Source organism: Nonomuraea sp. NPDC050547 (assembly GCF_044457345.1).
GTDB lineage: Bacteria > Actinomycetota > Actinomycetes > Streptosporangiales > Streptosporangiaceae > Nonomuraea.
Window position 1 is genome coordinate 1 of sequence record NZ_JBITGW010000021.1, and the last position, 26,008, is coordinate 26,008.

30 protein-coding genes are annotated in these 26,008 nt (G+C 70.0%); 22 read left to right on the plus strand and 8 right to left on the minus strand.

Going from position 1 to position 26,008, the window contains the following annotated elements; genetic code table 11:
* Positions 1-464 precede the first annotated feature (464 nt).
* A complete protein-coding gene (locus ACIBHY_RS42140; RefSeq protein WP_397309644.1) occupies positions 465-737 on the plus strand; it encodes a type II toxin-antitoxin system VapB family antitoxin in 273 nt (90 codons plus the stop codon).
* A gap of 548 nt (positions 738-1,285) precedes the next feature.
* Here ACIBHY_RS42140 and ACIBHY_RS42145 read toward each other — a convergent pair.
* The 3 genes from ACIBHY_RS42145 to ACIBHY_RS42155 all read right to left on the minus strand — a co-directional run bounded on the left by ACIBHY_RS42145 (position 1,286) and on the right by ACIBHY_RS42155 (position 4,852).
* Positions 1,286-2,539, minus strand: coding sequence for a hypothetical protein (locus ACIBHY_RS42145; RefSeq protein ID WP_397309645.1), 1,254 nt, complete (start codon positions 2,537-2,539; stop codon positions 1,286-1,288).
* 263 nt (positions 2,540-2,802) lie between these two features.
* Positions 2,803-3,681, minus strand: coding sequence for a serine hydrolase domain-containing protein (locus ACIBHY_RS42150; protein WP_397309646.1), 879 nt, complete (start codon positions 3,679-3,681; stop codon positions 2,803-2,805).
* An 85-nt stretch (positions 3,682-3,766) separates the two neighbouring features.
* The gene (locus tag ACIBHY_RS42155; protein WP_397309647.1) at positions 3,767-4,852 is read right to left on the minus strand and encodes a serine hydrolase domain-containing protein; all 1,086 of its coding nucleotides are present in this window, start codon (positions 4,850-4,852) and stop codon (positions 3,767-3,769) included.
* A gap of 107 nt (positions 4,853-4,959) precedes the next feature.
* Here ACIBHY_RS42155 and ACIBHY_RS42160 point away from each other — a divergent pair, with 107 nt between their 5' ends.
* The 13 genes from ACIBHY_RS42160 to ACIBHY_RS42220 all read left to right on the plus strand — a co-directional run bounded on the left by ACIBHY_RS42160 (position 4,960) and on the right by ACIBHY_RS42220 (position 17,536).
* A complete protein-coding gene (locus ACIBHY_RS42160; RefSeq protein WP_397309648.1) occupies positions 4,960-6,150 on the plus strand; it encodes a sensor histidine kinase in 1,191 nt (396 codons plus the stop codon).
* A 5-nt stretch (positions 6,151-6,155) separates the two neighbouring features.
* Entirely contained in the window at positions 6,156-6,803 is a 648-nt protein-coding gene (locus ACIBHY_RS42165; RefSeq protein ID WP_397309650.1) for a response regulator, read from the plus strand.
* Between the two features lie 194 nt (positions 6,804-6,997).
* Positions 6,998-7,252, plus strand: coding sequence for a hypothetical protein (locus ACIBHY_RS42170; RefSeq protein ID WP_397241630.1), 255 nt, complete (start codon positions 6,998-7,000; stop codon positions 7,250-7,252).
* Between the two features lie 73 nt (positions 7,253-7,325).
* On the plus strand, positions 7,326-8,690 hold the full coding sequence (locus tag ACIBHY_RS42175) for a B12-binding domain-containing radical SAM protein (protein ID WP_397309651.1): 1,365 nt from the start codon (positions 7,326-7,328) through the stop codon (positions 8,688-8,690).
* The gene (locus tag ACIBHY_RS42180; RefSeq protein WP_397241634.1) at positions 8,680-9,471 is read left to right on the plus strand and encodes a hypothetical protein; all 792 of its coding nucleotides are present in this window, start codon (positions 8,680-8,682) and stop codon (positions 9,469-9,471) included. Before ACIBHY_RS42175 ends, ACIBHY_RS42180 begins: the two co-directional genes overlap by 11 nt.
* Positions 9,468-10,712 (plus strand): alpha/beta hydrolase, encoded by a 1,245-nt coding sequence (locus ACIBHY_RS42185; protein WP_397309652.1) that lies wholly within the window; start codon positions 9,468-9,470, stop codon positions 10,710-10,712. Before ACIBHY_RS42180 ends, ACIBHY_RS42185 begins: the two co-directional genes overlap by 4 nt.
* Entirely contained in the window at positions 10,696-11,697 is a 1,002-nt protein-coding gene (locus ACIBHY_RS42190) for a radical SAM protein (RefSeq protein WP_397241638.1), read from the plus strand. The genes ACIBHY_RS42185 and ACIBHY_RS42190 overlap by 17 nt, the downstream gene beginning before the upstream one ends.
* Positions 11,694-12,950 (plus strand): MFS transporter, encoded by a 1,257-nt coding sequence (locus ACIBHY_RS42195; RefSeq protein ID WP_397309653.1) that lies wholly within the window; start codon positions 11,694-11,696, stop codon positions 12,948-12,950. The genes ACIBHY_RS42190 and ACIBHY_RS42195 overlap by 4 nt, the downstream gene beginning before the upstream one ends.
* Positions 12,943-14,205 carry a class I adenylate-forming enzyme family protein gene (locus ACIBHY_RS42200; RefSeq protein WP_397309654.1) on the plus strand — a complete coding sequence of 421 codons (1,263 nt, stop codon included), beginning with the start codon at positions 12,943-12,945 and terminating at the stop codon, positions 14,203-14,205. The genes ACIBHY_RS42195 and ACIBHY_RS42200 overlap by 8 nt, the downstream gene beginning before the upstream one ends.
* Positions 14,198-15,211 (plus strand): 2OG-Fe(II) oxygenase family protein, encoded by a 1,014-nt coding sequence (locus ACIBHY_RS42205; protein ID WP_397241644.1) that lies wholly within the window; start codon positions 14,198-14,200, stop codon positions 15,209-15,211. Before ACIBHY_RS42200 ends, ACIBHY_RS42205 begins: the two co-directional genes overlap by 8 nt.
* A 110-nt stretch (positions 15,212-15,321) precedes the next feature.
* Entirely contained in the window at positions 15,322-16,020 is a 699-nt protein-coding gene (locus tag ACIBHY_RS42210; protein ID WP_397309655.1) for an aspartyl/asparaginyl beta-hydroxylase domain-containing protein, read from the plus strand.
* 3 nt (positions 16,021-16,023) lie between these two features.
* The gene (locus ACIBHY_RS42215; protein ID WP_397309656.1) at positions 16,024-16,689 is read left to right on the plus strand and encodes an O-methyltransferase; all 666 of its coding nucleotides are present in this window, start codon (positions 16,024-16,026) and stop codon (positions 16,687-16,689) included.
* Between the two features lie 139 nt (positions 16,690-16,828).
* Complete coding sequence (locus ACIBHY_RS42220) at positions 16,829-17,536, plus strand: aspartyl/asparaginyl beta-hydroxylase domain-containing protein (RefSeq protein ID WP_397309657.1); 708 nt, start codon at positions 16,829-16,831, stop codon at positions 17,534-17,536.
* Positions 17,537-17,539: 3 nt separating this feature from the next.
* Here the strand turns inward: ACIBHY_RS42220 and ACIBHY_RS42225 are convergent, their stop codons facing one another.
* Complete coding sequence (locus tag ACIBHY_RS42225; RefSeq protein WP_397309658.1) at positions 17,540-18,193, minus strand: helix-turn-helix domain-containing protein; 654 nt, start codon at positions 18,191-18,193, stop codon at positions 17,540-17,542.
* 69 nt (positions 18,194-18,262) lie between these two features.
* Positions 18,263-19,015 carry a GNAT family N-acetyltransferase gene (locus ACIBHY_RS42230; protein WP_397309659.1) on the minus strand — a complete coding sequence of 251 codons (753 nt, stop codon included), beginning with the start codon at positions 19,013-19,015 and terminating at the stop codon, positions 18,263-18,265.
* A gap of 69 nt (positions 19,016-19,084) precedes the next feature.
* Between ACIBHY_RS42230 and ACIBHY_RS42235 the strand changes: the two genes are divergently transcribed.
* Positions 19,085-19,420: a nitroreductase/quinone reductase family protein gene (locus ACIBHY_RS42235; protein WP_397309660.1), complete on the plus strand. Its 336-nt coding sequence runs from the start codon at positions 19,085-19,087 to the stop codon at positions 19,418-19,420.
* A complete protein-coding gene (locus ACIBHY_RS42240; protein ID WP_397241654.1) occupies positions 19,417-19,884 on the plus strand; it encodes a pyridoxamine 5'-phosphate oxidase family protein in 468 nt (155 codons plus the stop codon). The genes ACIBHY_RS42235 and ACIBHY_RS42240 overlap by 4 nt, the downstream gene beginning before the upstream one ends.
* A 1-nt stretch (position 19,885) precedes the next feature.
* On the opposite strand, the gene ACIBHY_RS42245 is transcribed toward ACIBHY_RS42240, so the two are convergent.
* On the minus strand, positions 19,886-20,290 hold the full coding sequence (locus ACIBHY_RS42245; protein ID WP_397241656.1) for a MarR family winged helix-turn-helix transcriptional regulator: 405 nt from the start codon (positions 20,288-20,290) through the stop codon (positions 19,886-19,888).
* Positions 20,291-20,358: 68 nt separating this feature from the next.
* Between ACIBHY_RS42245 and ACIBHY_RS42250 the strand changes: the two genes are divergently transcribed.
* The 4 genes from ACIBHY_RS42250 to fmdA all read left to right on the plus strand — a co-directional run bounded on the left by ACIBHY_RS42250 (position 20,359) and on the right by fmdA (position 23,541).
* Positions 20,359-21,405 carry a substrate-binding domain-containing protein gene (locus ACIBHY_RS42250; RefSeq protein ID WP_397241658.1) on the plus strand — a complete coding sequence of 349 codons (1,047 nt, stop codon included), beginning with the start codon at positions 20,359-20,361 and terminating at the stop codon, positions 21,403-21,405.
* 63 nt (positions 21,406-21,468) lie between these two features.
* Positions 21,469-21,684, plus strand: coding sequence for an FmdB family zinc ribbon protein (locus tag ACIBHY_RS42255; protein WP_379619323.1), 216 nt, complete (start codon positions 21,469-21,471; stop codon positions 21,682-21,684).
* Between the two features lie 5 nt (positions 21,685-21,689).
* On the plus strand, positions 21,690-22,301 hold the full coding sequence (locus ACIBHY_RS42260; protein ID WP_397309661.1) for an AmiS/UreI family transporter: 612 nt from the start codon (positions 21,690-21,692) through the stop codon (positions 22,299-22,301).
* The gene (fmdA, locus tag ACIBHY_RS42265; protein ID WP_397309662.1) at positions 22,294-23,541 is read left to right on the plus strand and encodes a formamidase; all 1,248 of its coding nucleotides are present in this window, start codon (positions 22,294-22,296) and stop codon (positions 23,539-23,541) included. Before ACIBHY_RS42260 ends, fmdA begins: the two co-directional genes overlap by 8 nt.
* Before the next feature lie 7 nt (positions 23,542-23,548).
* Here fmdA and ACIBHY_RS42270 read toward each other — a convergent pair whose 3' ends face one another.
* Complete coding sequence (locus tag ACIBHY_RS42270; RefSeq protein WP_397241664.1) at positions 23,549-23,872, minus strand: PLD nuclease N-terminal domain-containing protein; 324 nt, start codon at positions 23,870-23,872, stop codon at positions 23,549-23,551.
* Positions 23,873-24,011: 139 nt separating this feature from the next.
* Here ACIBHY_RS42270 and ACIBHY_RS42275 point away from each other — a divergent pair, with 139 nt between their 5' ends.
* Positions 24,012-24,818: an LLM class flavin-dependent oxidoreductase gene (locus ACIBHY_RS42275; protein ID WP_397309663.1), complete on the plus strand. Its 807-nt coding sequence runs from the start codon at positions 24,012-24,014 to the stop codon at positions 24,816-24,818.
* A gap of 36 nt (positions 24,819-24,854) precedes the next feature.
* Positions 24,855-25,247 carry a DUF3224 domain-containing protein gene (locus ACIBHY_RS42280; RefSeq protein ID WP_397241668.1) on the plus strand — a complete coding sequence of 131 codons (393 nt, stop codon included), beginning with the start codon at positions 24,855-24,857 and terminating at the stop codon, positions 25,245-25,247.
* Here ACIBHY_RS42280 and ACIBHY_RS42285 read toward each other — a convergent pair.
* Positions 25,235-26,005 (minus strand): alpha/beta hydrolase, encoded by a 771-nt coding sequence (locus ACIBHY_RS42285; protein ID WP_397241670.1) that lies wholly within the window; start codon positions 26,003-26,005, stop codon positions 25,235-25,237. The two genes, ACIBHY_RS42280 and ACIBHY_RS42285, sit on opposite strands and share 13 nt — an antisense overlap.
* Positions 26,006-26,008 lie beyond the last annotated feature (3 nt).

Below are 26,008 nucleotides of genomic sequence, written 5' to 3' on the forward strand. Positions count from 1 at the left end.
CTGCAGCCCCAGCAAGGCCGGCCACCTGTGCAAGGCCATCGCCGTCCTTCAAAACCACCGAGTCGCCCAGGCCGCGTGAGGATGAAAAAGGTTCACTGAACCGGCGCTCGGAACACGGGCGAAAGGCGCTGAACTCCACGCCGGCTGCGGGCTGGAACAGGTGGGCGGATGCTCTGATCGGCGTGATGCGTGAAGCCCGGGGGCCCACGTGTGCGGGATGTCACGTGTGAGGACATGAAGCTGCCGCTGTCCAGTGGTGGGCGTCGCCCTAAGGCGGTTGCCAGCGCACCAAATGATGAGATCGCGGGCCCGTGGCTTCCCGAGTCTCGCCGGTAGAGGTGCGTGATGACGTTGAGAGGCTGCCCCCGCGCCTTTCATTGATCTTCGGGCATGCGCCCTCACTCCGGTGTGGTCGGCTGATCGCTGGGTGTTGCGAATTTCTTCCCGTCAGCCCGATTTCGACGGTGGAATTCTTCTATGCCGAGGTGGAGTGGTGGACATCCGTGAACATCAAGAACGCCGAGGCTGAAGAGCTCGCACGCAAGCTCCAGAGGCTGACGCAGACCGTCATCATCGCGATGACCGAGAGGCTGAGGCGACTCGAACAGCGGGAGACGGACAAAGCGGAGCGGTTGGTGGCGATCGGCCGGGACATGGCGCGACGCATGGGTGAGGACTCTGTGTCCCAGGATTTCGACGCGATGCCGTATGACGAGGCGACGGGGCTGCCGAAGTGATCGTTGATTCGGGGGCATCCAATGGCTGATCTGACCGATCACAGCCGATGCGCCTGATTGCGTGGCGCAGAACCGGCACCTGCGGTGCAGCGTTCGAGTAGTGGCAATGAGGTCCGCAGGCAAGGTCTTTCACATCAGCGTGCTTCGGGCATTTGGGTTCCGGGCGTTTCTCCAGTCGGGCTGGAGTTTAACCCCTGAAGATCCTCTCTCCGGCCGGGCGCTTTCCCGGGTCAAAGGCATGGTGTTTCGCGCGCCCTCTGCGGCCTGCCCGTTGCCCGGCCGGGTGGTTGGGCAGGTGAATCCCACCCTGGTCAGCGATGCTCCGCGCGTGCTTCCAGCCCCTGTAGGTCCTCGCTGGTCGCGGGGCGCGGAGTCCGCCGGATTTCCGCGCGTGGGCTTCATGGACGCGCGCGGGAGGTGGGGCTCCGCTGTGCTGCTCAGGCCGGTCGTCTTCTCGCCTCGCGTCCGGCTCCGCTGTGCTGCCCAGGCGATCGCGTCCTCGGCTTCGCGTCCGGCTTCCGAAGGCCGGACGCGAAGCCGAGGAGGTGTCAGGAGATGGTGAGTGTGCCGTTCGGGTTACGGGCGCATGCGACGATCGCGCGGGGCGCCGCGGCGGAGGCGGCGGTCAGGCACTGGCCGAGGACCGCGTGGCCCGCGGCGTTGGGGTGCCACGACTCCTGGCAGGTCTGGAAGTAGGTGACGCAGGTGTTCGCCGCCCGCTGGATATCGATCTTGTCCCAGCCGGACAGGCTGGTGACGAACGTGCCGGACGGCCCGTCCTGTACCCGGACCGGCGTCGCGAGCGCGCTCGCCGGGCTGTCGGGGTTCTCGCAGAGCCTGGCCCCGTCGAAAGCCTGCTGGACGTCCAGTACGCGCAGGTCGGCCCCCGGACGTTCGGCTGCCAGCGTGCTGTGCGCGTTCCTGACCAGGGAGCCGAGGTTCTGGGAGAACACGAGCCCGGGGGCGAGGCTCGCGCGGTGGATCGGGCATCCGGCGGCGTACCGCTCGGCGCCGAGGGCGCGGAACTTGTCGCGGGTGTCGGAGCGGTTGTCCTCCTCGTGGTAGCGCGAGGCGACGTCGGGGGGCAGCGGGTTGGTGTAGGTCTGCAGAATCACCTGGTGGGTGCCGTCGGCGTCGATCTGGGCGAGGGTGTCGAGGATCTGGCGCAGGGCGGCGGTGGTCTCGGTGGTGGCGGCGGCGACCTCGGTGTCGGTGGCCAGGTCCGAGGCGCTGCAGGGCTTCTGCGGCACCGGGCCCCCCAGATAGGCCCAGAACTCCCACCAGCCGGTCCAGGCGTCGGCGATGAAGCGGTTGGCGCACAGCGTGGCCACGTCACCGAAGGTGAACTGGGTGTTGTTGGAGCCGAGGCCGACGAGGACGACGTCGATATCGTGCGTCTGGGCGACGGCGCGCAGCTGATCGAGTTGCGAGGCGACGGTACGGCCCCCGGCCCGGGCACTGGAGGGGGCGGCGATGTCGGCCGGCTGACCGCCGGAGCAGGCGAGGTTGAATCGTTGCTGAATGCCCGGGAGCGCCGCCGCGAACACCGAGGCGTTCGCCGACCGGTGACAGAAGTAGGCGTTGCTGTTGGCCGCCGACCAGCCGGGGAAGTTCTGTGCCGTACCGGAGGTGTCGACGACGGGCTGGTAGTTCCCCGCGCCTTCTCCGCTGATGAAGCTGTCGCCGAGCGCGACGGCGGCGGTGGGCGGAGCCGCCTGCGCCGGTCCGCCCTGGACGATCTGGATGCCCGCCGCGCTCACCAGGAGCATGACAACCGCAGCGGCACGCCGGAGTAACCTCACAACCGCCTCATTTCCTACTAAATCAGTACGAAATAGCGCATGTGTGGATCACAACATGCGGCACCAACGGCGTCAAGATCTCCGAGGGGCCACGCCGGTGCGCGCGGACTTTTGTGAACCTGGTCGGTCAGAGGTGGTCCGTCCAGGCGGGCGCCGGCCAGGTGGGGGCACGGGCGAGGCGTCGCCGCTGGAGTTCACCCCGGTCAGTGGTCCTCGCTTCGCTCGAACGCCTTGATCGTGCGCGCCTTGCGCGGCGGGCCGGGTCAGGCGTGGGGCAGGCGGCACTTCACGTCGAGTTGCGTCATGTGGTCGTCAGGCCAAACAGGGGTCCCGGCCAAGCTACGGCAAGAGGCTGGAGATGGTGCCCGAGCCCGTACCGCCCCAGGCCAGACCGACTGAGCCTCGGCGTCGGTCTCGACCGTGGTCCGCATCGCCAAGAGCTGAGCTGGGCGGAGCAGGCGGCCGGAGTTCAGGGCCTGCTGGAAGCGGTTGAGGTCGGTGGCGGAGGTGATGATCGCGCCTGCCGCCCCGCCCATCGACGGGTTGACCTCGGTGACGTCGGTGGGGCCCGGCGCGTCGGGGTAGCGGCGGTAGACGTGGGCGTGGGGGCCGTGGATGGCCGGGTCCGTCTCCGGGACGCTGGTGGCGCGCAGGCGCAGCGGATGGATGACGCGCTGCCGTACCTGCTGAGCCCAGGTCTGTCCGGTGATCTTCTCGATGAGCATCCCGGCCAGGATGTCGTTGGTGTTGGAGTAGGACCACCGGGTGCCGGGCGGGAACAGGGGCGGATGCTTCAGGGCCAATGCCACCAGCTCGGACGGCCGGTAGGTACGCAGCCGCCGGGCGAGGAAGCCGGCGGCGGCGCGGAGCTGGGGCCAGGCGGCGGGGTCGCGGAAGTAGTCGGGCAGGCCGCTGGTGTGCTGGAGCAGGTGGCGGACGGTGATCCGGGCGTCGAGCCTGGGCAGCCATCGGGAGGCGGAGTCGTCCAGATCGAGGCGGCCTTCGCCGGAAAGTTGCAGGAGCACGGTGGCGGTGAACGCCTTGGTGCCGCTGGCGATGCGGAAGCGGGCGTTGAAGGGGATCTTTCCGGCGGTGCCGAGTACGGTGACGCCCGCGCGCGCCCGGTCGCCGTCGCCGGTCACGGCGAGTACGCCGATCGCCGGTGCGGTGGATCCGCTCGACGTCAGGGGAGAGGTGACGACAGGATCAGGGCCAAGGCCAGGGCGATCACGAGCGGCCTCCGCACAGGGCGCGGTCGACCAGCGGGTGCAGTTTTTGGTGGAAGCGGCCCTGGAGGGGGTCGCCGTTGGTGTTCGTGTGCACGATCACCACCCGCCGGCCGCCGGGGGTGACGCCGCCACGGGTGGAGTAGCCGAGCGCGTCGCCCCAGTGGGTCCAGTAGCCGTCGCCGCAGGTCAGCGGGAACCACATGAGGCCCAGGCCGTACCTCATCCCGGGGAGGAGCCTTTGGTAGAACGGGCTGACCGGCACCGTCTTCCGCATCTCGGCCAGTTGCGCCGGTCGCAGCAGCTTCCCGCCGATCAGGGCGGTGAAGAACCGGGCCAGGTCCGAGGGCGTGCTGATGAGGTCGCCGGCGGCGCGGTGGGCGCTCTGGTCGGCCACGGTCGTGTCGACCAGACGGCCGCCCGCGGCGAACTGGCGGTATCCGGTCAGGTGCGGGCCCGCGAGGTAAGGACTGGGGCCGGGCGCGTAGGTCGAGGTGAGGCCGAGCGGGACGATGACGCGGTCGGTGACCTGCCGTTCCCAGCTCTGCCCGGTGACGCTCTCGATGATCATCCCGGCGATGACCGAGTTGACGTTGGCGTAGTTCCAGCCCGTGCCCGGGGCGAGGAGCTTCCGGGCGCGTTCGACGACCTGGTGCGGCGTGACGGTGTCCAGGCGGTGGCGCAGGTAGCCCTCCTCGGAGGCCAGACCCGGAGGGTCGTCGTCGGCGAGGCCGCTGGTGTGCTGGAGCAGGTGGCGGACGGTGATCCGGGCGTCGAGCCTGGGCAGCCATCGGGAGGCGGAGTCGTCCAGGGCGAGGCGGCCTTCGCCGGAAAGTTGCAGGAGCACGGTGGCGGTGAACGCCTTGGTGCCGCTGGCGATGCGGATCTGCGGCCGGCGGGGGACCGGGCGCCGGGTGGCGCGGTCGGCCATGCCGGTGCGCGCGCTCAGAAGGCGCGCGCCGTCACGGACCTCGGCGACCGCGCCGATCACGCCCAGATCCCGTACGGCGTCCAGGCCGCGCCGCAACCAGGCGTCCTGGGGCGGCGGCGCGAGCAGGGCGAGGGTGAGCATCAGTGGTGTCAGCATGCCGCCGACGCTAGGAACCCGGCGGCGCGCGGGCGATCGTGCCGTCCGGCCGTCGATGGTTCGGTTTACCCGATGGACACGGGCGTGATCCTTGGCAGGCTGGGAGCGTGCGACGCATCTGGGCGGAATTCCGCTATGCCGTCACCGCGCTGCCGATCGCGCTGGCCGGCCTGGTGGGGGTGGGCGTGCTGCTCGTCCCCGGCCTGGCTCTGGCGCTCGTCCTCGCCGGACTGCCGTTGGTGGCCGCCGCGGCCGATCTGGCGGGATGGTTCGCCTCGGTCGAACGGCGGCGCCAGGCGAGCCTGCTCGGCATCCGGATCGAGACCCCGCCGGGACCGGGCCCGGGAGGATGGCTGACCGCCCGGCTCAAACACGGGGCCGGCTGGCGGGCGGTGGCGTTCGCCCTGCTCAAGCCGCTTACCGCGCTGCTGTCCTTCTCCGCCGCCCTGCTCTTCTGGGCCGTCGGCGTGGCCGAGCTCGCGTACCCCGTCTGGCGGCACATCGGCGGCCTCACCCAGGTATGGGGCGGAATCGAGCCTCACTCCCTGCTCGCCGCGGGCGCGGGCGTGCTCCTGCTGGCCGGCGCCCCGTGGGCGGTCCGCGGCACGATCGCGCTCGAACGCCTCCTGGCCAGAGCCCTGCTGACCCCGACGGGCGCGGACCGCCTGCGCCACCTCGAAAGCACCCGCACCCAGGCCGTCGATGACGCCGCCGCCACCCTGCGCCGGATCGAACGCGACCTGCACGACGGCGCACAGGCCCGTATGGTCGCCGTCACCATGGACCTGATCACCGCCGGCAAGCTGCTGCGGGACGCCACCCAGCTTGACCAGGCCCGCGAACTCCTCGAGCTGGCCCGTCAGAACGCGGCGGGCGCCGTGGCCGAGCTGCGCGACCTGGCCAGGGGCATCCACCCGCCCGCGCTCGACCACGGCCTGGACACCGCGCTGACCACGCTGGCCACTTCCCGGGGCGGCATCCCGGTCGAGGTCAGCGTCTCCATGCCGCGGCGCGCCGACCGCGCCACCGAGAGCATCCTGTACTTCTGCGCCGCCGAACTGCTGGCCAACGTCTTCAAGCACAGCCACGCCACCCGCGCCGCGATCGAGGTGCGCCGCGAGCCGTCCGTTCTGGTGCTGCGCGTCCACGACAACGGGTACGGCGGCGCCGCCACCACACCCGGCGGCGGGCTGGACGGGCTGGCCAATCGCCTGCGCCCGGTCGACGGCCGGCTGAGCATCTCCAGCCCTCCGGGCGGGCCCACCACGGCGGTGGTCGAACTGCCGCACCGGCGGTGACCGGGGTGCGCATCGTGATCGCCGAGGATTCGGCCATCATCAGGGCCGGGCTGTCCCGGCTGCTGACGCACCACGGGCACACGGTGGTGGCCGAGACGGGAAGGGCCGAGGAACTGCGGGCGGCCGTGGCCGAGCACCTGCCCGACCTGGCCGTGGTGGACATCCGGATGCCGCCCGGCTACACCGACGAGGGACTGCGCGCGGCCATCGCGCTCCGCGGAAGCCACCCGGGCGTCGGCATCCTGCTGTTCTCGCAGTACGTCGAGACCCGCTACGCCACCGAACTGCTGACCGGCAACCCGGGCGGCGTCGGCTACCTGCTGAAGGACCGGGTCTCGGCGGTCGAGGACTTCCTGGCCGCCCTCGACCGCGTGGCCGCCGGAGGCACCGCTCTCGATCCCGAGGTCGTGGCCCAGCTGATGCGGGCCGGGCGGCGCAGGGATCCGCTGGCCGTACTGACCGGGCGCGAGCGCGACGTGCTCGCGCTGATGGCGGAGGGCCGCTCGAACACGGCCATCGCGCGGCTGCTGCGGGTGGGCGAGCGGGCCGTGGAGAAGCACGTGAGCAACATCTTCACCAAACTGACCCTGCCACCGGCCCGCGACGACCACCGCCGCGTGCTGGCCGTACTCGCCTTTCTCCAGCAGAACTAGCGAGATATGGAATATAGGGGAAATGTAGGCCGCGCTTCTATCGTCATATCTCGCCGGTGTAAGTCCAATGACGAGGGAGTTCTGTCATCGGGCACGTGACATTCCGTGACCGCACCATCAGGAGCACGTCAATCACCGCTCTGTGAAGGAGACGAGAAATGGTCAACTCCACCAGCACTTTCACAACCGAGCAAATGGCTCAGGCGGAGAACGCCGCGAAGGCCCTGGAGGCGCTGGTGCGCCGGCTCGGCGACGACGACACCTTCGCCGCGGCGCTGAAGGAAAGCCCCCGCCAAACCCTGGCCGACGCCGGGCTGACGCTGGAGAAGGAGTCGATGGAGGCACTCATGCTCGTCGACCCCGCACGCTTCGACCTGGTGTCCGAGGCGCTGTTCGACCTGGTCGACTCCGACTTCCTCGTCGCCATGGGCGTCCCGTCCTGCGGCTGAGTCAATTCGCGGCCCGGCGCCAGGGCACACCGGATCGGCGTGCCCTGGCCAAGCCCGTGGGGGAAGGTATCGCATGGCGCGCGTCGCACTCGTCAATCTGGCCAGCCTTCCCATGGCCGGCAACGAACCGATTTTCCCGATCGGCGTCCGCTGTGTTCAGGACACCTTGGACCGGGCCGGCCACGTGACGGCGCTGGTGGATTTCGTCGAGGCGCCGGGGGAACTGGCGAGCCTGGAGTGGCTCGGCCATGACTGGGATGTCATCGGGTTCACCTTGCGGAACATCGATCCCATCGAGATTTCCTGCGGCACTCATGTCGACGACTACATCGCCTTCGTCGACAGGGTCCGGCGGGAGCTCGACCGGTGTGGCCGGGATCCGGTGCTGATCGGCGGCGGCCCGGGGTTCAGTCTTTTCGCCGGTGTCCTTCTCGACAGGCTCGGACTGGATGTGGGCGTCGTGGGCCCCGGCGAGCAGGTCATGCTGGAGATAGCCGGCAACCCTCGCGCGTTCAAGGGCCGCAAGGCCGTTCTGCAGGGCAAGCGACACGCCGGATTCCTGTCGGAGACCTTGAGTCACCCCACGTCCCTCATGGGTGCCTACACGAATGCCCACCGAGCCATGATCGGTGTGGAAACGCGGCGCAAGACGTGTTACCAGGGATGCGTCTACTGCCCCTACGCCTATATCGACGGCGACAACGCCGGCGACCTCAAACCCATGGACATCCTGGCCGCCGAGATACAGGGCATCTACGATGCGGGATTCCGGCGTATCTTCTTCACCGACGGAATCTTCAACAGCGAGTTGCGTTACTCCAAGCAGGTCGTCGGACTACTCCACGAACTCGCGCTCAAGGCGATGACGTGGTCGGCGTATTTCACCCCCAAGCCCTTCGACGACGAGTTCGGCGACATTCTTGTCGGCAGTGGCGTCGAAGCGGTCGTGGTTTCTCCCGACAGCTTGGATGACCAGGTGATGCGCAATCTGGGCAAGACTTTCGACACCCGGCACATGGCGCGCTTCCTGGAGCGAAGCCGGAAGAACGAGCTGCCGGTCCGGGTGAACGTGGTCTTCGGCGGGCCGGGCGAGACACGCGAGACGGTACGCAACAGCGCGCGCTTCATCAACGACCATCTCAGCGCCGAAGAACTCGTCATGCACATCGGCTACCGCATCCTGCCCAGCACCGCTCTGTCTCGCCAGGTGGGGACGGACGAGGAGGCGCTCCTCTATCCCACCTACTATCCCTTCGACCTGGCTCTGTTCGACTGGGTCCTCCAGGATCTGGATGCGCGGTTCATCAGCCCCCCTCTGATGATGAACCTGCTCGCCGGCCGCGTCGCCGCGCGCAGGATGGCCACGGTCGCATCGCGGCCCGGGGTGACCTATCTCGCGCTGGCCACTCGCGTGGAAGGCCGTGGTAGTGACCTCTGACCTCCGCGACCTACACGCCCGTCCGCTGGTCGCCGGTGAAGCGGACGCCGTGCTGAGTCTCTGTTCCTTCGACGACGTCGACGCTTCGGTCGTGGAGCGGGAGCTGAGCGCCGGGAGCCTGTATTGCTGGATGGGGCTGTACACGCCGGACGGAACGCCGGCCGCCCTGCACCGCGGCATGCGCTGGCACCGACACCTGCTGCTCAAGGGACTGTTCGTCGCCGACCGGTTCCGGGAATCGGGCGTGGGTCTGCGCGCGGCCTTCGCCATCCGCGAGTGGGCCCGTCAGCAGAACCTGGCGGGCATTCTCGCCTGGATCGAGCACGGCCGTCCGGAATCGCACCTCGCTCAACGGCTGCGCCTGCGGCCCTCCAGCCCGCTTCTCCATCGTTATCTCATCCCGTTGCCGTGCTCGCCGGGCAGCGCGGCGCCTGCCGTACCCGCGACCGGGATCGTGACCGTTCCCGGCGACGGCGCCCCCATGGTCAAGGAGCTGCTCGGCCTTGAGCAGGACGATCCGGGCAACACCCGCCTGGGCTGGGCCCTGGACCGTACGCGCCTGCTGCTGAGCGGCAACCCCTGTGCCACGGTCACCGACCTGCCGGTCCTGGTGGCGGCGACGGCGACGCCCGCGGCGGCGACCGGGGCGACCGGCATCGAGGTTCTCTTCGAGGCAGCCGACCTACATACCGCCTTTCAGCTGGCCGGAATGGGCGCCAAGCGGCTCAGCCGTTCCCCGGTGAGCCTGGGCGTCGCGACCTTCGGGGCCGAGGCGCGATGACGAGCCCACGCGAAGCACGTCGGCTGTGCCTGACCGGAACCGTCCACGAGGCGGCCGCGGCGCTGGAACGACGCGGCATCGGGCAGTCCCGGCTCCGGTCGCTGCTGAGCGCGGTGGCCCGCGAACCCGAACCCGCCCGCACGGAAACCGTCCCGCTGACGGACGGCTGGGGACGGACCACCGAGATGACGGTGTACGTGCCGGAAACGCACGGCGGTCACCCGCTGGGCGTGATCGTGGCCCTGCACGGCGTGGGCGGTTCCGGCGCGGATCTCGAGCCGTACTTCCGTCCCGTTGCCGACGCCTGCGGCGCGGTCCTGCTGTGCCCGACCGCACAGCGTCCGGTGGGCCGGACCGGCAACTTCGACCTGGCCGGGCTGTTCGGCAGCCGGTTCACCGAGGCGCGCTGGACGCCGGCTCCGGGCGACTTTCCCGCTCAGGCGCTGCGCTGGGCGCGGGAGAACCTCGCGGTCGACGCCGACCGCTGCGCTCTGGCCGGCACCTCCATGGGCGGCATCACGGCCTGGAATCTGGCCGCACGACGCTGGGACGAGCTCAGCCTGGCCGCGTCGATCAACGGAGCGCCCTCGATCTGGGAACTCTTCGGGCCGGACCAATCCATGCGTGACCTTCTGCCCAACCTCGTCAACCTGCCGTTCGTGGTGGTGCACGGGAGCATGGACCAGCAGATCCCGCCCGCCCTGGACAAGGAAGGCGTGGCCAGGCTTCACGCCCTCGGTCACCCGGACCTGTCGTACCTCGAAGTGGCTGGAGGAGAGCACAGGCTCAGCACGATGAGCTGGACCCCCGGCAGCCCGCACACCGATCTCGTCATCCGGCGGCTGCGGTCCGGCCGGCGCCGGACCTGGCCCGCGCGGGTGCGTCACCAAGCGCGTGAGTGCGACGGCGGGCGCGCGCACTGGGTGGCGATCGAGCGGATCACTCCGGGGCGTACGGGCTGGGTGGACGCCCGGGTGGCGAGCCGCTCGCACGTGGAGATCCGGACGGCCCACGCGGCGTATCTCCGGCTGTTCCTCAGCGACCGGATCGTGAACCCGGGGCGGATCCGCGTCACGGTGAACGGGGTCACCCGGCACGTCGAGTTCACGCCGTCGACGCACGCGGCGATAGCCGGCTATCGGGCGGCGGGCGCCGATCCCGGTCGGATGGCACAGATGGCAGCGGACATCGAGCTGTCCGAGACCAGTGGTGAGAAGGTAGGCGATGCTGACTCGCAATGAGATACGCAGGCTGCTCCTGGCTCGTGGGCACGAGCAGCAGGAGTGGTTCGCGCGAGCACGCCAGGCCCGGGACGCCCGCTGGGGGAGGAAGGCCGTCGTGCGCGGGGTCATCGAGCTGACCAACGTGTGCCGCGTGAACTGCGACTACTGCCCCATGCGGCGCGACAACATTCCGGTCAACGACCGCTATTTCCTGACCAGTGATCAGATCGTGGAGGGGGCCAGGGCGATCAAGGGCGCGGGGATCGACATCATCCTGCTCCAGGGCGGGGAGACGCCGTCGGTGCTGCCGATCCTGGAAGAGGCGATTCCCCGGATCCGTCACCTGTTCCATGACCGGGTCGAGATCCTGCTGAACCTCGGCAACCTGCGGCGCTCCCAGTACCAGCGGCTGCGTGATCTGGGCGCGCTGAGCTACATCCTCAAGCACGAGACCAGTGATCCCGAGCTGCACAGGGCGATCCGCCATGAGGGGCTGGAAACCCGCCTGCGGTGTCTGCGGGACCTGCGGGAAGTGGGGTTCAAGGTCGGCACCGGCCTCATCTCCAGTCTGCCGGGCCAAACGCTGGACAGCGTCATCGACGACATCGGCCTCGCCGGCGCGCTCAAGGTGGACATGTGCAGTGTCAGCCCGTTCATCCCCGCCCCCGACACCCCGTTGAGCGTGGCGCCCATGGGTGACAACGAGCTCGCGCTGAACGTGATCGCCTGCCTGCGGCTGTGCTATCCGCACTTGCTCATCCCGTCGGTCAGCGCGCTGGAGCGGGTGGACGACGGCGGCCAGTCGCGCGGGCTCGAAGCGGGCGCGAACGTCATGACGGTCAACTTCTCCGGCGCCGCCAACCAGAAGCGCTACCTCATCTACGGCAAGGACCGCTTCGTCGTGACCCTCGATCACGTGCGGAGCGTGGCAAAGTCCTCGGGCCTGGACCTGCGCGGATCGGCCTTCCTGAACGAGGCGACGACCGAAGCGGGCCGGCGATGACCAACGCCGCGGCCGAGACGACCTCCGGCGCCTTCCCCCGGTTCTGGGCCGCGCAATCGTTGTCCCAGCTCGGCCAGCGGTTCGGCCTCCTGGCCCTGCCCGTCGCCGCGATCGACATCCTGCACGCGGGCAGCACGGAGGTCGGCTACCTCACGGCGGCGCTGACCGTCTGCTATCTGCTCGTCGGCCTGCCGGCCGGCGCCTGGGTCGATCGATGGCCGAAGAAGACCACGATGATGTCCTCGGCTCTGGTGCGGGCACTCGCGCTCGCCTTCCTCGCCGGGCTGTGGGCCGGCGGGCACCTCACGCTCATGTGGATGTACGGCGCCGCCGTCGTCATCGGCATCGCCTCCGTCTTCTTCGACGTCGCCTACCAGTCGTACCTGCCCTTCATCGTCTCCGACGCGGCCATCGAACCGGCCAACGCACGGCTGGAAGCCTCCGCCCAGATCTCCGCCGCCGGCGGACCCGCCCTGGCGGGGCTCCTCCTCAAGGTCGTCAGCGCTCCGCTGGTTCTGGCGTTCGACGCCCTGGCCTATGTGCTGTCCGCGGGCTTCCTGGCCACGATCAAGGACACCGAGCCCCGCCGTCGCCCCCGGCAGCGGGCCGGGCATTCGCTGGCGGCCGAGATCCGCACCGGGATCGCCTTCGTGCTCGGGAACCCGGTGGTCCGGAGACTGTGCCTCGCGGTCGGGGTCTCCAACTTCTTCGCCACCATCGTCATGACGCTCACCCCCCTGCTGATCCTGACCGAGCTGAGCCTGGGCGCGACCGCCATGGGCGTGATTCTGGGCGTGGGGACGCTCGGCGGTCTCGCGGGCTCGCTCGTCGTCGCCAGGCTTCGTCAGCGCCGGCGCGCGGGCACGGTCATGGCGGCCGGCCTGCTCCTGGCGGCGGCCTCCACGGCCGCCTTCCCCATCGCGGGGTCATTGCGGGAGTGGTCGCCCTTGTGGTCGGCGGCGCTGCTGACCCTCGGCCAGTTCGGCATGACGTGGGGCGCGGTGACGTTCAACATCACCCAGGTCAGCGTGCGGCAACGGGTCTGCCCCAAGGAACTGCTGGCCCGGATGACCGCCTCGATCCGCTTCGTGGTGTGGGGCAGCATGCCGCCGGCCGCGATTCTCGCCGGGTGGCTCGGCGCCCAGGTGGGAGTGGTGCCCGCCATGTGGCTGGGCGTGGCCGGAACCTGCCTGACGGTCCTTCCCATCCTCGGGATGGATCGACTGCTCCAGGGGCGTACGAGCCATGGCTGAGGGACGGCGTCACCTCGCCCACACGATCGTCGCCTCCGGCGGGGTGATCGGCGCCCCGGGCCACGACGTGCTGAGTGAAGCCGGCGTCGGCGAGGGTGATCTCGTCCTCCTCGCCGCCTTGCCGCCGGAGACGCTTCTGACCATGGCGATCACCTGCTGGAGCTTGGGGGCGGCGGTCTGGGTGTCCCCTCGCGGGTTCGACCGGCCGCCGGAGCCGGCGTCCGTCCTGGTCACAGCGGACTCGGAGGTACGGCGTGGCCCGGCCGTCCCCGGTCAGGCGCACGAATGCCTCGCCGTGGTGCACGAGACCTCCGGCTCCACCGGCACTCCCAAACTCGTCCAGCGGAGCGTCGCCAGCCTCCTCGCCGAACAGATCGGCTACCGGCAGGGGCTGGGCCTGACCCCTGGCGACACCGTGCGCGTGCCGTTGCCCGTCACCCACTCCCTCGGCTGGGGCGTCGCGCTCAGCGCCCTTCTGTCGGGCTGCCGAGCCGACGTCCGCGCGTGCACCACGCCCGCGAGCCTGGCCGCCGACCTGGACACCGGACAGGCCACCCACGTCGCCCTCACCCCGCCCCTGGCCCGGCTGCTGGTGCGGACGAGGCCGAGGGGCGGCGAACGGCCGCGCGGCATACTCGTCGGGGCGGGCCCGGCTTCCGCGGAGCTGGAGGCCGCCTGCCAGGAGCGGTTCGGAGTCGCCCTGACGCGTGGCTACGGATCCACCGAGACCGGCGGCATCTTCATCGGGCCGCGAGGGATCGGCCGGCCCATCCCCTCGGTCGAGATCGTCGCACCCGGTGCCGGGGAACGCGGCGAGCTGGTGGTGACGACGAGCGCACCCGTACTCGGCTACCTGGGAGACGGACGGCCACCGGCCACGTTGTGGCACACGCGGGACATCGTCGAGCGCGACGCCTCAGGGCAGGTCTGGTTCGCCGAACGGGCAGAGGGCTCGGTCCGGGCCAACGGCGCGTTCGTGGACGTCGGCCCGGTACGGCAGGCCCTCGCCGAGATCGCCGGGGTGAGGGATGTGGCCTTCGTCGTCCTGCCTCGGGCCGGTCAGCCCGATGGTGACGACGTCTATGCCGTGGTGGCCGGTCCCCGGGTCGACCGCGCGACAGCGGAGCAGGCCATCCGCACGACCGCGCACCGCGGCCTCGTCCCCCGCCTCCGCTTTTACGAGCGTTTCCCACGCACAGTCCTCGGCAAACTCGACAGAACCGCGCTCACAGAATGGATCAGGCGAGATGGATGACTCCGCGCAGCGTGCCGTCGGGGCCGTGATCAGCGAGGCTCTGGACGCGGCGAAGAACATGGCGGCCGACGACACGACCCTCGCCCGGTTGCGCGCTCTGATGACCTCCCAGGAGAGCGACCTACGCCTCTCCCTGGCCACCCACGGGGTCGACTCGCTGACCTGGATGGCCATCCTGACCGCGCTGGAGAACAGGTTCGGCCTCGTCTTCCCCGACGAGTTCGCTTCCGCACCCGAGGCATACACGGTCCTGGGCCTGGCCCACGCGCTGATGGACGGTATTCACGGAATGGAGTTGCCCATGAAACGTGTGGCCGGCGGCGCGCGCTTCCGCGTCATCGACGACTTCCTGAACCCCGCAGAACTGGAGGAAGTCCGCCAGTTGATGGACAGGAGCACCTTCGAGGAGGTGGCCAGCGTCGTCGACCCCGAGACCGACGGGACCGCCTTCCGCTCACGGAGTTCCGTGCTCCGCCACGACACGGCCCGTGAGGGAAACGCCTACAACTCGATCATCCGAGGGCTGGGCGCGCACACCGACCTGTTCGGCGCACCCGGCGACGCCTGGTCCATCATCGGATTCAGCTTCTGGAAGTACACGGCCGGCAACCGGCTCAGCTGGCACAACGACGTCGCCAGCGGCCGGCAGGGCGAATTCATCCTCTTCCTCCACCCGACCTGGCAGGCGTCGTGGAGCGGAGAACTCCTCCTCCTGGACGCCGACCCCGAGACCATCGAGGTCGCCGACCCCACGCTGCCGCCACGGGAACTGGTCGCGGCCAAGGTGAACCAGGCGCCGCACTGCCTGACGGCCATCGTGCCCAAACCCAACCGGCTCGTCCTGGTCAAGGAAGGCACGATCCACTGCATTCAACGGGTGGATCGAACAGCCGGCTCGGTGCATCGGCAGACGCTGACGGGATTCCTCGCCGCCGATCCCCCTGACGAGCAGCGTGGCTCCATGAGTAACTTCGCACGCCTGACGGCCTTGCTCGGGTCCGACTGACCCTTCGCCATCGACGACCGACGGGAGAAACGATGATGAAGCCATGGGTTACCGAAGGGCCTCGCGAGTTCGAGCGTTGGCTGGCGCGGGGGAGCGTCGATCGCGATGACGTGTCGCGTGTTTCCGAGGGGCTGGAGATCTCGGCTGAGGGGAGGGTCGCGGAGGTGGCGGGGCCGCAGGGGCCGGAGGTCTTCTTTCCCGGGCTGACCGCCCGGCCCTGGTGGAGCGGCGCGGACTTTCCCTGGCTGGCTGAGCTGGAGGCGGCGGCGCCCACCATCCGCCGGGAATTGCTGTCCTGCGGCCAGGACGCGGGCTCTCTGCCGTCGCACCCGACCAGGCTCGCGGAGAGCGGTCACTGGCGTGCGCTGTACCTGTGTCACATCGGCAGGCCGTACGCCAAGAATCTCGCGGCTTTCCCCCTGACACTCAAGGTCCTGTCGGCCCTGCCGGGAGCCTCCGCGTGCGGAATGACGTACTTCTCCGCGGTCGAGGGCGGCACTCATATCGCGGCGCACACGGGATTCACCAATGCTCACCTGCGGTGTCATCTGTCGCTGGTCGCGACGGAGGGGTCGCGTATCCGCGTGGCGGACGAGACGCGGGGGTGGCAGGAGGGCAGGGCCTTCGTCTTCGACGACACCTTCGAGCACGAGGTGTGGAACGAGGGCGATCAGCGCCGGACCGTTCTGCTCTTCGACTTCTGGCATCCGGAACTGACGCCGCCGGAGATCGAGGCCCTGACGTTCATGATGAGCGTGTGGCGCCGCATGTACGCCCGCCGCTTCTGGGCGCACCAGCTGGCCAGGTGACCCATGACCCCGGAGATCTGGTCACAGACCGAGGACTACCTCAGCGCGTTGCTGTGCCCGCCGGACGCGGATCTGGCTCTCGCGTTGCACTGCAGTGAGCAGGAGCACCTTCCGCCGATCAACGTGTCGCCGCTACAGGGCAGGCAGATCAGCCTGCTGGCGAGGATGGTCGGGGCCCGCCGGATTCTCGAGGTGGGAACCCTCGGCGGATACAGCACCTTGTGGCTGGCCAAGACGTTGCCCCCGGACGGCCGGATGATCACCATCGAGAACAATCCCGTGCACGCCGCGGTCGCCATCGGCAACCTGAAACAAGCCGGGTTGTCCGGCCAGGTCGAGGTGCGACTCGGAAACGCGGCCGAACGACTGGCCGCCCTGATCGACGAAAAGGCGGAGCCGTACGACTTCTTCTTCATCGACGCCGACCAGCACAACAACGTCGTCTATTTCGAGAGCTGCCTGCGCCTCGGCCGCCCGGGAAGCGTCATCGTCCTCGACAATGTCGTGCGCTCCGGCGAGGTTCGCCAGACAGGCACGACGAATCAGGCCGTGCGTGCCACACAGCAGGTACTCCAGATGGTGGGGAGCGCCGAGGACGTGGACGGGGCGGTGTTTCAGACCGTCGGCCGGCGCGGCCACGACGGCATGCTGGTCGCGCGGATTCGCTGACGGATCGCCGGTCGCCTGATGCCGGACCGGAGTACTGGATGAATCGATCGGAGCCGCACGTATGGAAAAGCCATGGCTTACCGAAGGGCCTCGCGAGTTCGAGCGTTGGCTGGCGCGGGGGAGCGTCGATCGCGATGACGTGTCGCGTATCTCCGAGGGGCTGGAGATCTCGGCTCACGGGGGAATCCGGGAGGTGGCGAAGCTCCAGGGGCCGGAGGTCTTCTTTCCCGGGCTGACCGCCCGGCCCTGGTGGAGCGGCGCGGACTTTCCCTGGCTGGCTGAGCTGGAGGCGGCGGCGCCCACCATCCGCCAGGAACTCCTGGCCTTTGGCCTGGACACCAGTCCGCCCCTGTCGCACTGGGGAGAACACACGGCGAAAGGCGATTGGCGCGCACTGTACCTGTGCACCATGGGCAGGCCGTACGCCAAGAACCTCCAGGCCTTCCCCCTGACACTCAAGATCCTCTCGGCCCTGCCCGGAGCCTCCAACTGCGATATGACCTTCTTCTCCAGTGTCCAAAGGGGCACTCATATCGCGGCGCACACCGGATTCACCAATGCTCATCTGCGGTGTCATCTGTCGCTGGTCGCGACGGAGGGGTCGCGTATCCGCGTGGCGGACGAGACGCGGGGGTGGCGGGAGGGCCGGGCCTTCGTCTTCGACGACACCTTCGAGCACGAGGTGTGGAACGAGGGCGATCAGCGCCGGACCGTTCTGCTCTTCGACTTCTGGCATCCGGAACTGACGCCGCCGGAGATCGAGGCCCTGACGTTCATGATGAGCGTGTGGCGCCGCATGTACGCCCGCCGCTTCTGGGCCGACCAGCTGAGTGGCCAACCGTCCTGATGGTCAGGCCGGGGCGTCGTCCAGGTGGATCAGGCCGGGCGGCAGTTCCGGCAGGGGCACGCCGCGCAACCGCATGCCGTCGCGCAGGAAGCCCAGCCGGTCGGCGGCGTGGCGCGCCTGGTCGGCGTGCTGGTGGGCCGCCTCCTGCCACTCCCGCTGGTTGGGGTCCTGGGCGTCGGCGGCGCGCGTACCCGCTGTGCGTGCGGCACGCGAGCGCGACGTCCATTCCTCGACGGCGCGGTGGTGGTCGCGCAGCAGCCGCAACGCGTCGCGCCGCTCTTCGCCCGCCTCTGCGTCGTCGGCGTCAGGGGCGGGAGCGGTACCGTCCAGCCACGCGGCCGCCACGGCGGCCGGCGCCTCGACGCCGGGCAGGATCTCCACCGGCTCGTCGTGCAGGGGGACGAGGAGCAGCATGGGCGGGGTGTCGAGCGCGCGGGCCAGCACCAGCAGTTCCGCCACGGACATGGACGCGCGGCCGCCGGACTCCAGCTTGTTCAGGTTCGTCCGTTCGAGCGGATAGCCCAGGGCGGTACAACGATCGGCGAGCGCCTGCACGGACATGCGGCGGCGCTCGCGGTGGGCGCGAATGTTGCCGGCGACGGCCCGGGTGTAGGCGACCGACCAGTCGTCGGGTGTCGCCGGGTGACGCTTCGGCACGCAGCAGCCCCCTGCCTCCGGTGGAAGCGCCCACCCTAGGCGATCTTGGACATCCCGCACAACACGGCTCTACTCGATGCGCAGGAAGCCGTGGGTACGGCCCAGCGGCTCGAAGCCCAGCCGGGTGTAGAAGTCGCGGGCCCAGTTGTCGGTTCCGGTGTAGAGGAAGATCAATGCGGCGCCGGCGGCCTCGGCCAGCATCGACTCCATGAGCGTGCGGGCATGGCCTTTGCCTCGGTGCCGTTCGGCGGTGTACACGCTCTCGATCTGGGCGATGTCGTCGTGCACGTACAGGTCGGCACGGGCGGCGACCTCCCCGTCCGGTGCCCTTACGCCGCGGAAGGCCACCGTCGCGGCGCCGCGCACGCGGTCCTCGATGCGCAGGGCCAGCGCCTCGACCTCCTCGTCGCGGGCGCCGGGCAGCGTCTCACGCCAGTTCGCCCGCAGCACCGAGATCATCTCGTCGAGGCCGAGCTGGTCCGCGGCGGGCACGCCGGCCGGCGCCTGGCCGCGGAAGACCATCGTGAGGTACGGCGAGTGCTCGTACCCGGCGGCGGTGAAGGCGGGTGCGAAGGCGGCGCCGAGGTCGTCGTCGAGCACGTGGACGTAGCGGTGGCCCAGCCCGGCCAGCGCCTCGTCGGCGGCCTGGACGGCGGGGGCGGGGGCGTCGCCCGCCCAGAGGAGCAGCTTGTTGTCGTCGTGCGAGGCGGGGAAGCGGTCGTTCAGGACGGCCACGCCTCCGGGTACCTCGATCGTCCGCCGCGCCTTGCGGAGGTTGAAGTCCCGCTGGAACCGGTGGACGCGGGCGAGTTCCTCAGACATGACACAGCAGCCTAAGGGCCCGGAGGGAGTCTGGAGGAAAGCTGAAGTCCCGCCCTCCATGCTGCCCGTATGAGTGACTTGGTGATCACGACAGTGGGCCGCAAGACCGGCCGCCTGCGAACGACGACACACGCCTACAGTTCCGACGAAGGGCAGTTGGTGCTGATAGGCCCAGGTTCGGAACGGGGTCCGCATCTGCCCGGCTGGTACCGGGACCTGGTTGCCCACCCAGAGGCGGAAGTCCAGTTGGGCGACAAGAAGCTGCGCGTCCGCGCGCACACCGCGCACGGCGCCGAGCGGCGCAGGTTGTGGAACGAGCTGGTGGCCCGCCAACCGGTCTACCAGCGCTACGCGAACGCGGCCAGGGGCGAGATCCCCGTCGTGGTGCTGGAGGAGACGGCATGACGAAGTTCAGCGAGATCCAGGACGCCTTCGAGGCCTACATCGGCGACATCGTGTACGCCACCATGACGACGGTGGACAAGCGGAACCGGCCCAGGGCGCGGGTGCTGATCCCGATCTGGGAGGTGGTGGACGGCGAGCCGCTGGGCTGGCTGGCCACGTACAGGACTCCGGTGAAGGCGGCGCATCTGGCGAACAACCCGCACACCACGTTCTCCTACTGGACCGCGCGCCAGAACGCGGTGAACGTCGACACGGTCGCGGAATGGGTGACGGACGTCGAGGTCAAGCGCCGCGTGTGGGACCTGTATCGCAAGACCAGCCCGCGGGGCGCCGGCTACGACCTGGGCAACTTCTGGACCAGTCCGACCGACCCGAAGCTGCACGTGCTGCGGCTGGATCCGTGGCGGGTGCAGGTGATCCGCGGTACCGACCTGCGCAGCCAGATCTGGAAGAAAGGCGCGTAGGTCAGCGCAGGCGGGCGACGATCCTGGTCAGGACCTCGGCGAGCTGGGCCAGGTCCTCGCCCGCCTCCTGCTCCAGCCGGGCGCGTTCGCCCTCGACGGCCGTGTCCCACCGCCGCAGGGCCGCCTTGCCGCGGGCCGAGGCGTAGATGAGCACCCGCCGGCGGTCGGCGTCGTCGACCCGCCGGTACACGAGCCCCTGGGACACCAGCCTGTCCACGATCTTGGTGACGGTCGGCGCGGCGAGGATGACGTGCTCGGCCACCTGCGTCATCGGGTGCCCCTGGCCGTCGGCGAGCAGGCCCAGCACGCGCCACTGATCGACCGTGCCGCCGACCGAGGTGAGCGCGGTCGAGATCCGCTGGGTGAACTGGCGCTCGGCGAGCGTGAGCAGGCGTGCTGTCTCCATGTTCACTCCAGATTAACAGTTCACGCGCAAATACTTCGCGGATAAAGTGACCGCGAAAGGGGCGCGCCATGGACACTCTCGCGGTAGCCCTGGTGATCCCGTTGCGGGGGCCGGCCGGCATCTTCGGTCCCTCGTGCGAGCTGTGCGCCAGGCTGGCCGCCGACGAGATCAACGCCAGGAGCGGGCTGCTCGGCCGCGAGCTGGTCTTCCGCGTGGTCGACGGCGGCCGCCCGCCGCGCGAGGTCGCCGACGAGGTCGACCGGCTGATCACCGCGGGCCAGGTGCAGGCCGTCACGGGCTGGCACATCTCCGCGGTACGGCAGGCCGTGGCCCCCCGGATAGCCGGGCGCGTGCCGTACCTCTACACCCCGCTCTACGAGGGCGGCGAGCACACCCCGTGGGTCTTCCTGACCGGCGAGACGCCGGGACGGCAGCTGCGCCCGGCGCTGCGCTGGATGGCCGAGGAGCTCGGCGTCCGGCGCTGGACGGTGGTCGGCGACGACTACGTGTGGCCAAGGGAGTCGGCCAGGGCGGCCCGCCGCTACGTCAGGCAGGCGCGGGGCCAGATCGTGGACGAGGTCTACGTGCGCCTGGGCACCGAGGACTTCGGCGGCGCGCTCGGCCGGATCGCCCAGGGGCGCGGCGAGGGCGTGCTCATGTTGCTCGTCGGCCAGGACGCGGTGGCCTTCAACCGGGCCTTCGCCGCGGCCGGACTCGACCGCGACCACGTGCGCTTCAGCCCGCTGATGGACGAGAACATGCTGATGGCGACCGGCGCGGCCAGCACGCGCGGGCTGTACTCGGCGGCGGGATTCTTCGAGGGCCTGGGGACCGCGGGCAGCCTCGACCTCGGCGGGCGCTACCACGCCAGGTTCGGGCCCGACGCGCCGGTGCTCAACAGCATGGGGGAGTCCTGTTTCGAGGGCGTGCTGCTGCTGGGCGAACTGCTCAACCGGGCGGGGGAGCTGGATCTGCGCAGCATCGGGCGGATCGCCGAGGGCCTGGTGTACGAGGGCCCGCGGGGCACGATGCGGATGCGCGGACGTCATCTGGAGCAGGCCGTGTTCCTCGCGGAGGCCGAAGGCATGGACTTCCGCGTGCTGCAGCAACTCTGAGGTCTTGACAATACTTCCCAGGATAATAGTTTCTGTGTGAAGTATCTGGGCGGAGGAGTGGCCATGGCTGTCTATGAGTACACGTGCCGGACCTGCGGGCCCTTCGACGCCCGGCACCCGATCGGGCAGGCGCCCGAGCAGGCCGCCTGCGAAGGATGCGGCGCCGCCGCTGCCCGGCGGTTCTCGCCGCCGGCCGTACGCCAGATCACGCCGGGGCTGCGGCGGGCCCTGGACGCGCAGGAGGCCAGCGCGCACGAGCCCCGAGTCGTCAGGAGGTGACGGCGATGGCCAGCGTGGGCCTGCTGTACGTCGGCGCGGTGCTGTTCGTCAACGCGATGATGCTGCTCGGCAAGGTCGAGGAGAAGGCCGCGGCGATCCTCAACCTGTTCGTCGGAGCGCTGCAGGTCGTGACGCCCACGGTGATCATCATGACCGCGGGCGGAGACCTGCCCACGATCATGGGCGCCTCCGGCATCTACCTGTTCGGATTCACCTACCTCTACGTGGGCATCGGCCTGCTGGCCGGGCTCTCCGGCACGGGCGTGGGGTGGTTCTCCCTGTTCGTGGCGATCACCGCGCTCGTCTACGCCGCCCACAACGCCTTCGTCGTGGGCGACTACCCCTTCGCGGTCATCTGGGTGCTGTGGTCGTTCCTGTGGCTGCTCTTCTTCCTCGTGCTCGGCCTCGGGCGCGCGGAGCTCACCCGCTACACCGGCTGGGTGACGCTCGCCGAGGCCTGGCTGACCGCGGTCATCCCCGCCTTCCTCCTGCTCGCCGGCCGCTACACCCCCTCGGCCACCCTCGCGCTCATCCTGGCGGGCGTCTGCGTCGTCGCCTTCGGCGGCCTGTGGATGTACGCCCGCCTCCCCAAAGAACGGGAGCCGTCCCATGCCTGACGTCGTCTTCTCCGTCGACCAGTCCCGATCCATGCGCGACCAGGCCGCGCCGGGACACAACCGCTGGCACCCCGACATCCCCGCCGTCGCCACCGTCCCGCCCGACACCTCGATCCGCATCGAATGCCGCGAATGGACCGACGGCCAGATCCTCAACAGCGACACCGCCAAGGACGTACGCGACGTCGACCTGTCGGTGGCGCACATGCTCAGCGGACCCGTGGCGATCGAGGGCGCCGAGCCCGGCGACCTGCTCGTGGTCGACATCCTCGACCTCGGTCCCGTTCCCCAGACCCGCGGCGAGGCGCCCGGCGAAGGCTGGGGGTACACGGGCATCTTCGCCAAGGAGAACGGCGGCGGCTTCCTGACCGAGGAGTACCCGCAGGCCTGCAAGGCCGTCTGGGACTTCCGCGGCCAGGTCGCCACCTCCCGTCACCTGCCCGGCGTGCGCTTCACCGGCATCACCCACCCCGGCCTGTTCGGCACCGCGCCCTCGCACGACCTGCTCGCCAAGTGGAACGAACGCGAGCGCGCCCTCATCGCCACCGACCCCGGCCGGGTGCCCCCGCTCGCCCTGCCCCCGCTGGAAGAGGGCGTCCTGGCCGGCACCCTCGACGGCGCCGACCTCGAACGCGTCGGCAGGGAGGGCGCCCGCACCGTCCCCGCCCGCGAGAACGGCGGCAACCACGACATCAAGAACTTCTCCCGCGGCTCGCGCGTCCTCTACCCCGTGCACGTGCCCGGCGCCAAGCTCTCCGGCGGCGACCTGCACTTCAGCCAGGGCGACGGCGAGATCACCTTCTGCGGCGCCATCGAGATGGGCGGCTTCATCGACATGCACGTCGATCTCATCAAGGACGGCATGAGCAAGTACGCCGTCTCCACCAACCCGATCTTCATGCCGGGCAACGTCGAGCCGCGCTACACCGAGTTCCTGTCGTTCATCGGCATCTCCGTCGACCACAAGACGAACGAGAACCACTACAACGACGCCACCCTGGCCTACCGCAACGCCTGCCTGAACGCCGTGGAGTACCTCAAGCAGTTCGGCTACAGCGGCGAGCAGGCCTACCTGATCCTCGGCTCGGCGCCCATCGAGGGACGGGTGAGCGGCGTGGTCGACATCCCCAACGCGTGCTGCTCGCTCTACCTGCCGACCGCCATCTTCGACTTCGACATCAAGCCCACTGCCGAGGGCCCCCGCAGGGCCGACCGCGGCCGCTGCGCGGTGGCCCTGTAGGACCTGGTTACTCCTTGTCGTCCGGCTTGTCCTTCGGGGCGTTCCTGCGCTGCTCCTCGGCGCGCTCGCGCAGGCGGCGCAGGAACTCCTCGTCGTCGTCCGGGCTGGTCGCCTTCGCCTGGCCCGCCATGCGCGGCGGCGCCTGACCTTGTGGACGGCCCGCCACCAGCCAGAAGAGCGAGCCGACCAGCGGGAACAGCAGGACGATGATCACCCAGAGGATCTTGGGAAGGTTGCGCGCGGCCTCGTCGGGCGTGGTGATCGCGTCGAAGAGGCAGTAGATCCACAGCACCAGCGTGGCCAGCCCCATGGCTTGGTAGAGGTACAGCACGGGCGGAAGGTAACAGACGCACCGACCCCTGTACAGCCACGGGAGTACGGCGCCGGCGGCCCGCTGCGTCCGGTGCGGTAGGAGATCACCGGTCCTGTGGACGATGTCCCGGCGGCCGTCCGGAGAGAAGGTGGGAGGCATGACTTCTCACGCGTTCAGATTCGGAACCGTCGGGGGCTTCGCGGCGACGGGCGAGGCGTGGACCGGGCTGGCCCGGCGCGCCGAGGAGCTCGGATACTCCACGTTGCTGATCCCGGACACGCTCAACACGCTCTCCCCCTTCACGGCCGCCGCCGCTGTCGCCGCCGTGACCAGCAGACTGCGGGTCGGCACGTATGTGGCGGCGGCGCCGTACCGGACTCCGGCGGTGGTGGCCCGCGAGGTGAGCACGCTGCAGGCGCTGAGCGGCGGGCGCTTCGAACTCGGCATCGGCGCCGGGCGGCCCGGCGCCGAGCAGGAGGCGGCGGCGCTCGGCGTGCGGTTCGGCACGCCGTCCGAGCGGGTGGAACGGGTCGAGGAGACCCTCGACGCGGTGAAGGACGTCCCGGTGCTGATCGCTGCGGCGAGCACCCGGCTGCTGCGCCTGGCCGCCGAGCGGGCCGACACGGTGGCGCTCGGGCTGCCCGCGACCGCCACCGAGGACGACCTGGCCGCCAAGCTCGACGAGCTCTACGAGCTGGCCGGCGACCGCTTCAACCGGCTGGAGATCAACACCAACCTGGCCGCCGTCGGCGACGAGCTGCCGGGCTGGCTGTCCCAGCAGCTCGGCGCGGACCCGCGCGAGATCGTGGCCAGGGGCGGCTACGGCATCATGACCGGCTCCGCCGACCAGATCGCCGACACGCTGCGCAGCCGCCGCGACCGCCTCGGCATCTCCTACGTCTCGATCAGCGCCCAGTTCATGGAGAAGTTCGCCCCGGTCGTGGAACGGCTGGCCGGTACCTGACAGAAGATGACAGGCACCTGTGCCACGCTGGGCTCCATGACAGCGAAAGGCACCTTCGACCTCGCGGACTGGACCCCTCAGCCGCCCTACGACGACCGCGACGGAGTCTCGCTCGGCGTCGTCACCCTGACCAAGACCTTCCACGGCGACCTGACCGGCACCAGCCTGGTCACGATGCTGATGGTGAGCACTCCGGTGGAGGAGTCGAAGGCGTACGTGGCGCTGGAGCGCATCGACGCCACCCTGGACGGCCGCACCGGCGCCTTCACCGTCGCGCACTCGGCCGTCAGCGAGCCCGATGGCCAGTCGCTGCGCGTCACGATCGTGCCCGACTCCGGCGTCGGCGGACTGGCCGGGATCAGGGGCGAGATGGACATCCTCATCGCGCCCGACGGCTCGCACTCCTACGTCCTCGACTACACCCTCTGAGCCAGCGCCACCGCGGCGGCGACGAGCTCGGGGCCGTCGAGCAGGATGCGGTCGTTGTGGTCGGCGTCCCGGACCTCGACCAGAGTCGCTCCCGGCGGGGCGGCGGCCCGGCTCAGGGCGGGCGGGATGATCGTGTCGCGGGAGCCGTACACGATGGTGACAGGGGCCCGCACCGTGGCGAGCTGCTCCTTCAGCGGGAAGCGGTCGCGCAGGAGCAGGCGTACCGGCAGGAAGGGGTAGGCGTGCTGACCGGCGTCGGCCAGGTCGGTGAAGGGGGAGCGCAGCAGCAGGCCGTCCGGCGGGATCTCGGTCGCCAGGCGCGTGGCGACGGCCGCGCCGAGGCTCTCGCCGTAGTAGAGGACCTTCCCTGACAACGTCGCGCGGGCCGCCCTCGCGTCGAGCGCCAGCCCGTCCTCCGTGGGCGAGCCGGCGTTGCCGCCGTAGCCCCGATAGTCCATCAGGAGTACGGCGAAGCCCTCCCGCGCCAGCGCCGCGGCCAGCGGCGCGCGATGCAGGCGGTTGCCCGCGTTGCCGCCCATCACCATGACGGTGACGCCCCGGTCACCGGGCAGGTGCCAGGCGCCGAGCTTCAGCCCGTCGGCGGTGGTGAAGGTGACCTCGCGGGCGCCGGGCAGAACCGTGGCGGCCGGCGGCACGGGAGCGGCGTCGGGCAGGTAGACGAGCCGCCGCTGGAACACCCAGAGCAACCCCAGCAGCAGCACGACCACGGCCAGCAGGGCCAGCACGGCCTTGATCACGCC

Bases quoted from the DNA above. Each gene is read 5' to 3' on its own strand.
- ACIBHY_RS42155 (WP_397309647.1), bottom strand. From the start codon at position 4,852: ATGCTGACACCACTGATGCTCACCCTCGCCCTGCTCGCGCCGCCGCCC.
- ACIBHY_RS42170 (WP_397241630.1), top strand. From the start codon at position 6,998: ATGGCTCAGGCGGAGAACGCCGCGAAGGCCCTGGAGGCGCTGGTGCGC.
- ACIBHY_RS42175 (WP_397309651.1), top strand. From the start codon at position 7,326: ATGGCGCGCGTCGCACTCGTCAATCTGGCCAGCCTTCCCATGGCCGGC.
- ACIBHY_RS42185 (WP_397309652.1), top strand. From the start codon at position 9,468: ATGACGAGCCCACGCGAAGCACGTCGGCTGTGCCTGACCGGAACCGTC.
- ACIBHY_RS42190 (WP_397241638.1), top strand. From the start codon at position 10,696: ATGCTGACTCGCAATGAGATACGCAGGCTGCTCCTGGCTCGTGGGCAC.
- ACIBHY_RS42195 (WP_397309653.1), top strand. From the start codon at position 11,694: ATGACCAACGCCGCGGCCGAGACGACCTCCGGCGCCTTCCCCCGGTTC.
- ACIBHY_RS42200 (WP_397309654.1), top strand. From the start codon at position 12,943: ATGGCTGAGGGACGGCGTCACCTCGCCCACACGATCGTCGCCTCCGGC.
- ACIBHY_RS42205 (WP_397241644.1), top strand. From the start codon at position 14,198: ATGGATGACTCCGCGCAGCGTGCCGTCGGGGCCGTGATCAGCGAGGCT.
- ACIBHY_RS42215 (WP_397309656.1), top strand. From the start codon at position 16,024: ATGACCCCGGAGATCTGGTCACAGACCGAGGACTACCTCAGCGCGTTG.
- ACIBHY_RS42230 (WP_397309659.1), bottom strand. From the start codon at position 19,015: ATGTCTGAGGAACTCGCCCGCGTCCACCGGTTCCAGCGGGACTTCAAC.
- ACIBHY_RS42235 (WP_397309660.1), top strand. From the start codon at position 19,085: ATGAGTGACTTGGTGATCACGACAGTGGGCCGCAAGACCGGCCGCCTG.
- ACIBHY_RS42240 (WP_397241654.1), top strand. From the start codon at position 19,417: ATGACGAAGTTCAGCGAGATCCAGGACGCCTTCGAGGCCTACATCGGC.
- ACIBHY_RS42245 (WP_397241656.1), bottom strand. From the start codon at position 20,290: ATGGAGACAGCACGCCTGCTCACGCTCGCCGAGCGCCAGTTCACCCAG.
- ACIBHY_RS42250 (WP_397241658.1), top strand. From the start codon at position 20,359: ATGGACACTCTCGCGGTAGCCCTGGTGATCCCGTTGCGGGGGCCGGCC.
- ACIBHY_RS42255 (WP_379619323.1), top strand. From the start codon at position 21,469: ATGGCTGTCTATGAGTACACGTGCCGGACCTGCGGGCCCTTCGACGCC.
- ACIBHY_RS42260 (WP_397309661.1), top strand. From the start codon at position 21,690: ATGGCCAGCGTGGGCCTGCTGTACGTCGGCGCGGTGCTGTTCGTCAAC.
- fmdA (WP_397309662.1), top strand. From the start codon at position 22,294: ATGCCTGACGTCGTCTTCTCCGTCGACCAGTCCCGATCCATGCGCGAC.
- ACIBHY_RS42275 (WP_397309663.1), top strand. From the start codon at position 24,012: ATGACTTCTCACGCGTTCAGATTCGGAACCGTCGGGGGCTTCGCGGCG.
- ACIBHY_RS42280 (WP_397241668.1), top strand. From the start codon at position 24,855: ATGACAGCGAAAGGCACCTTCGACCTCGCGGACTGGACCCCTCAGCCG.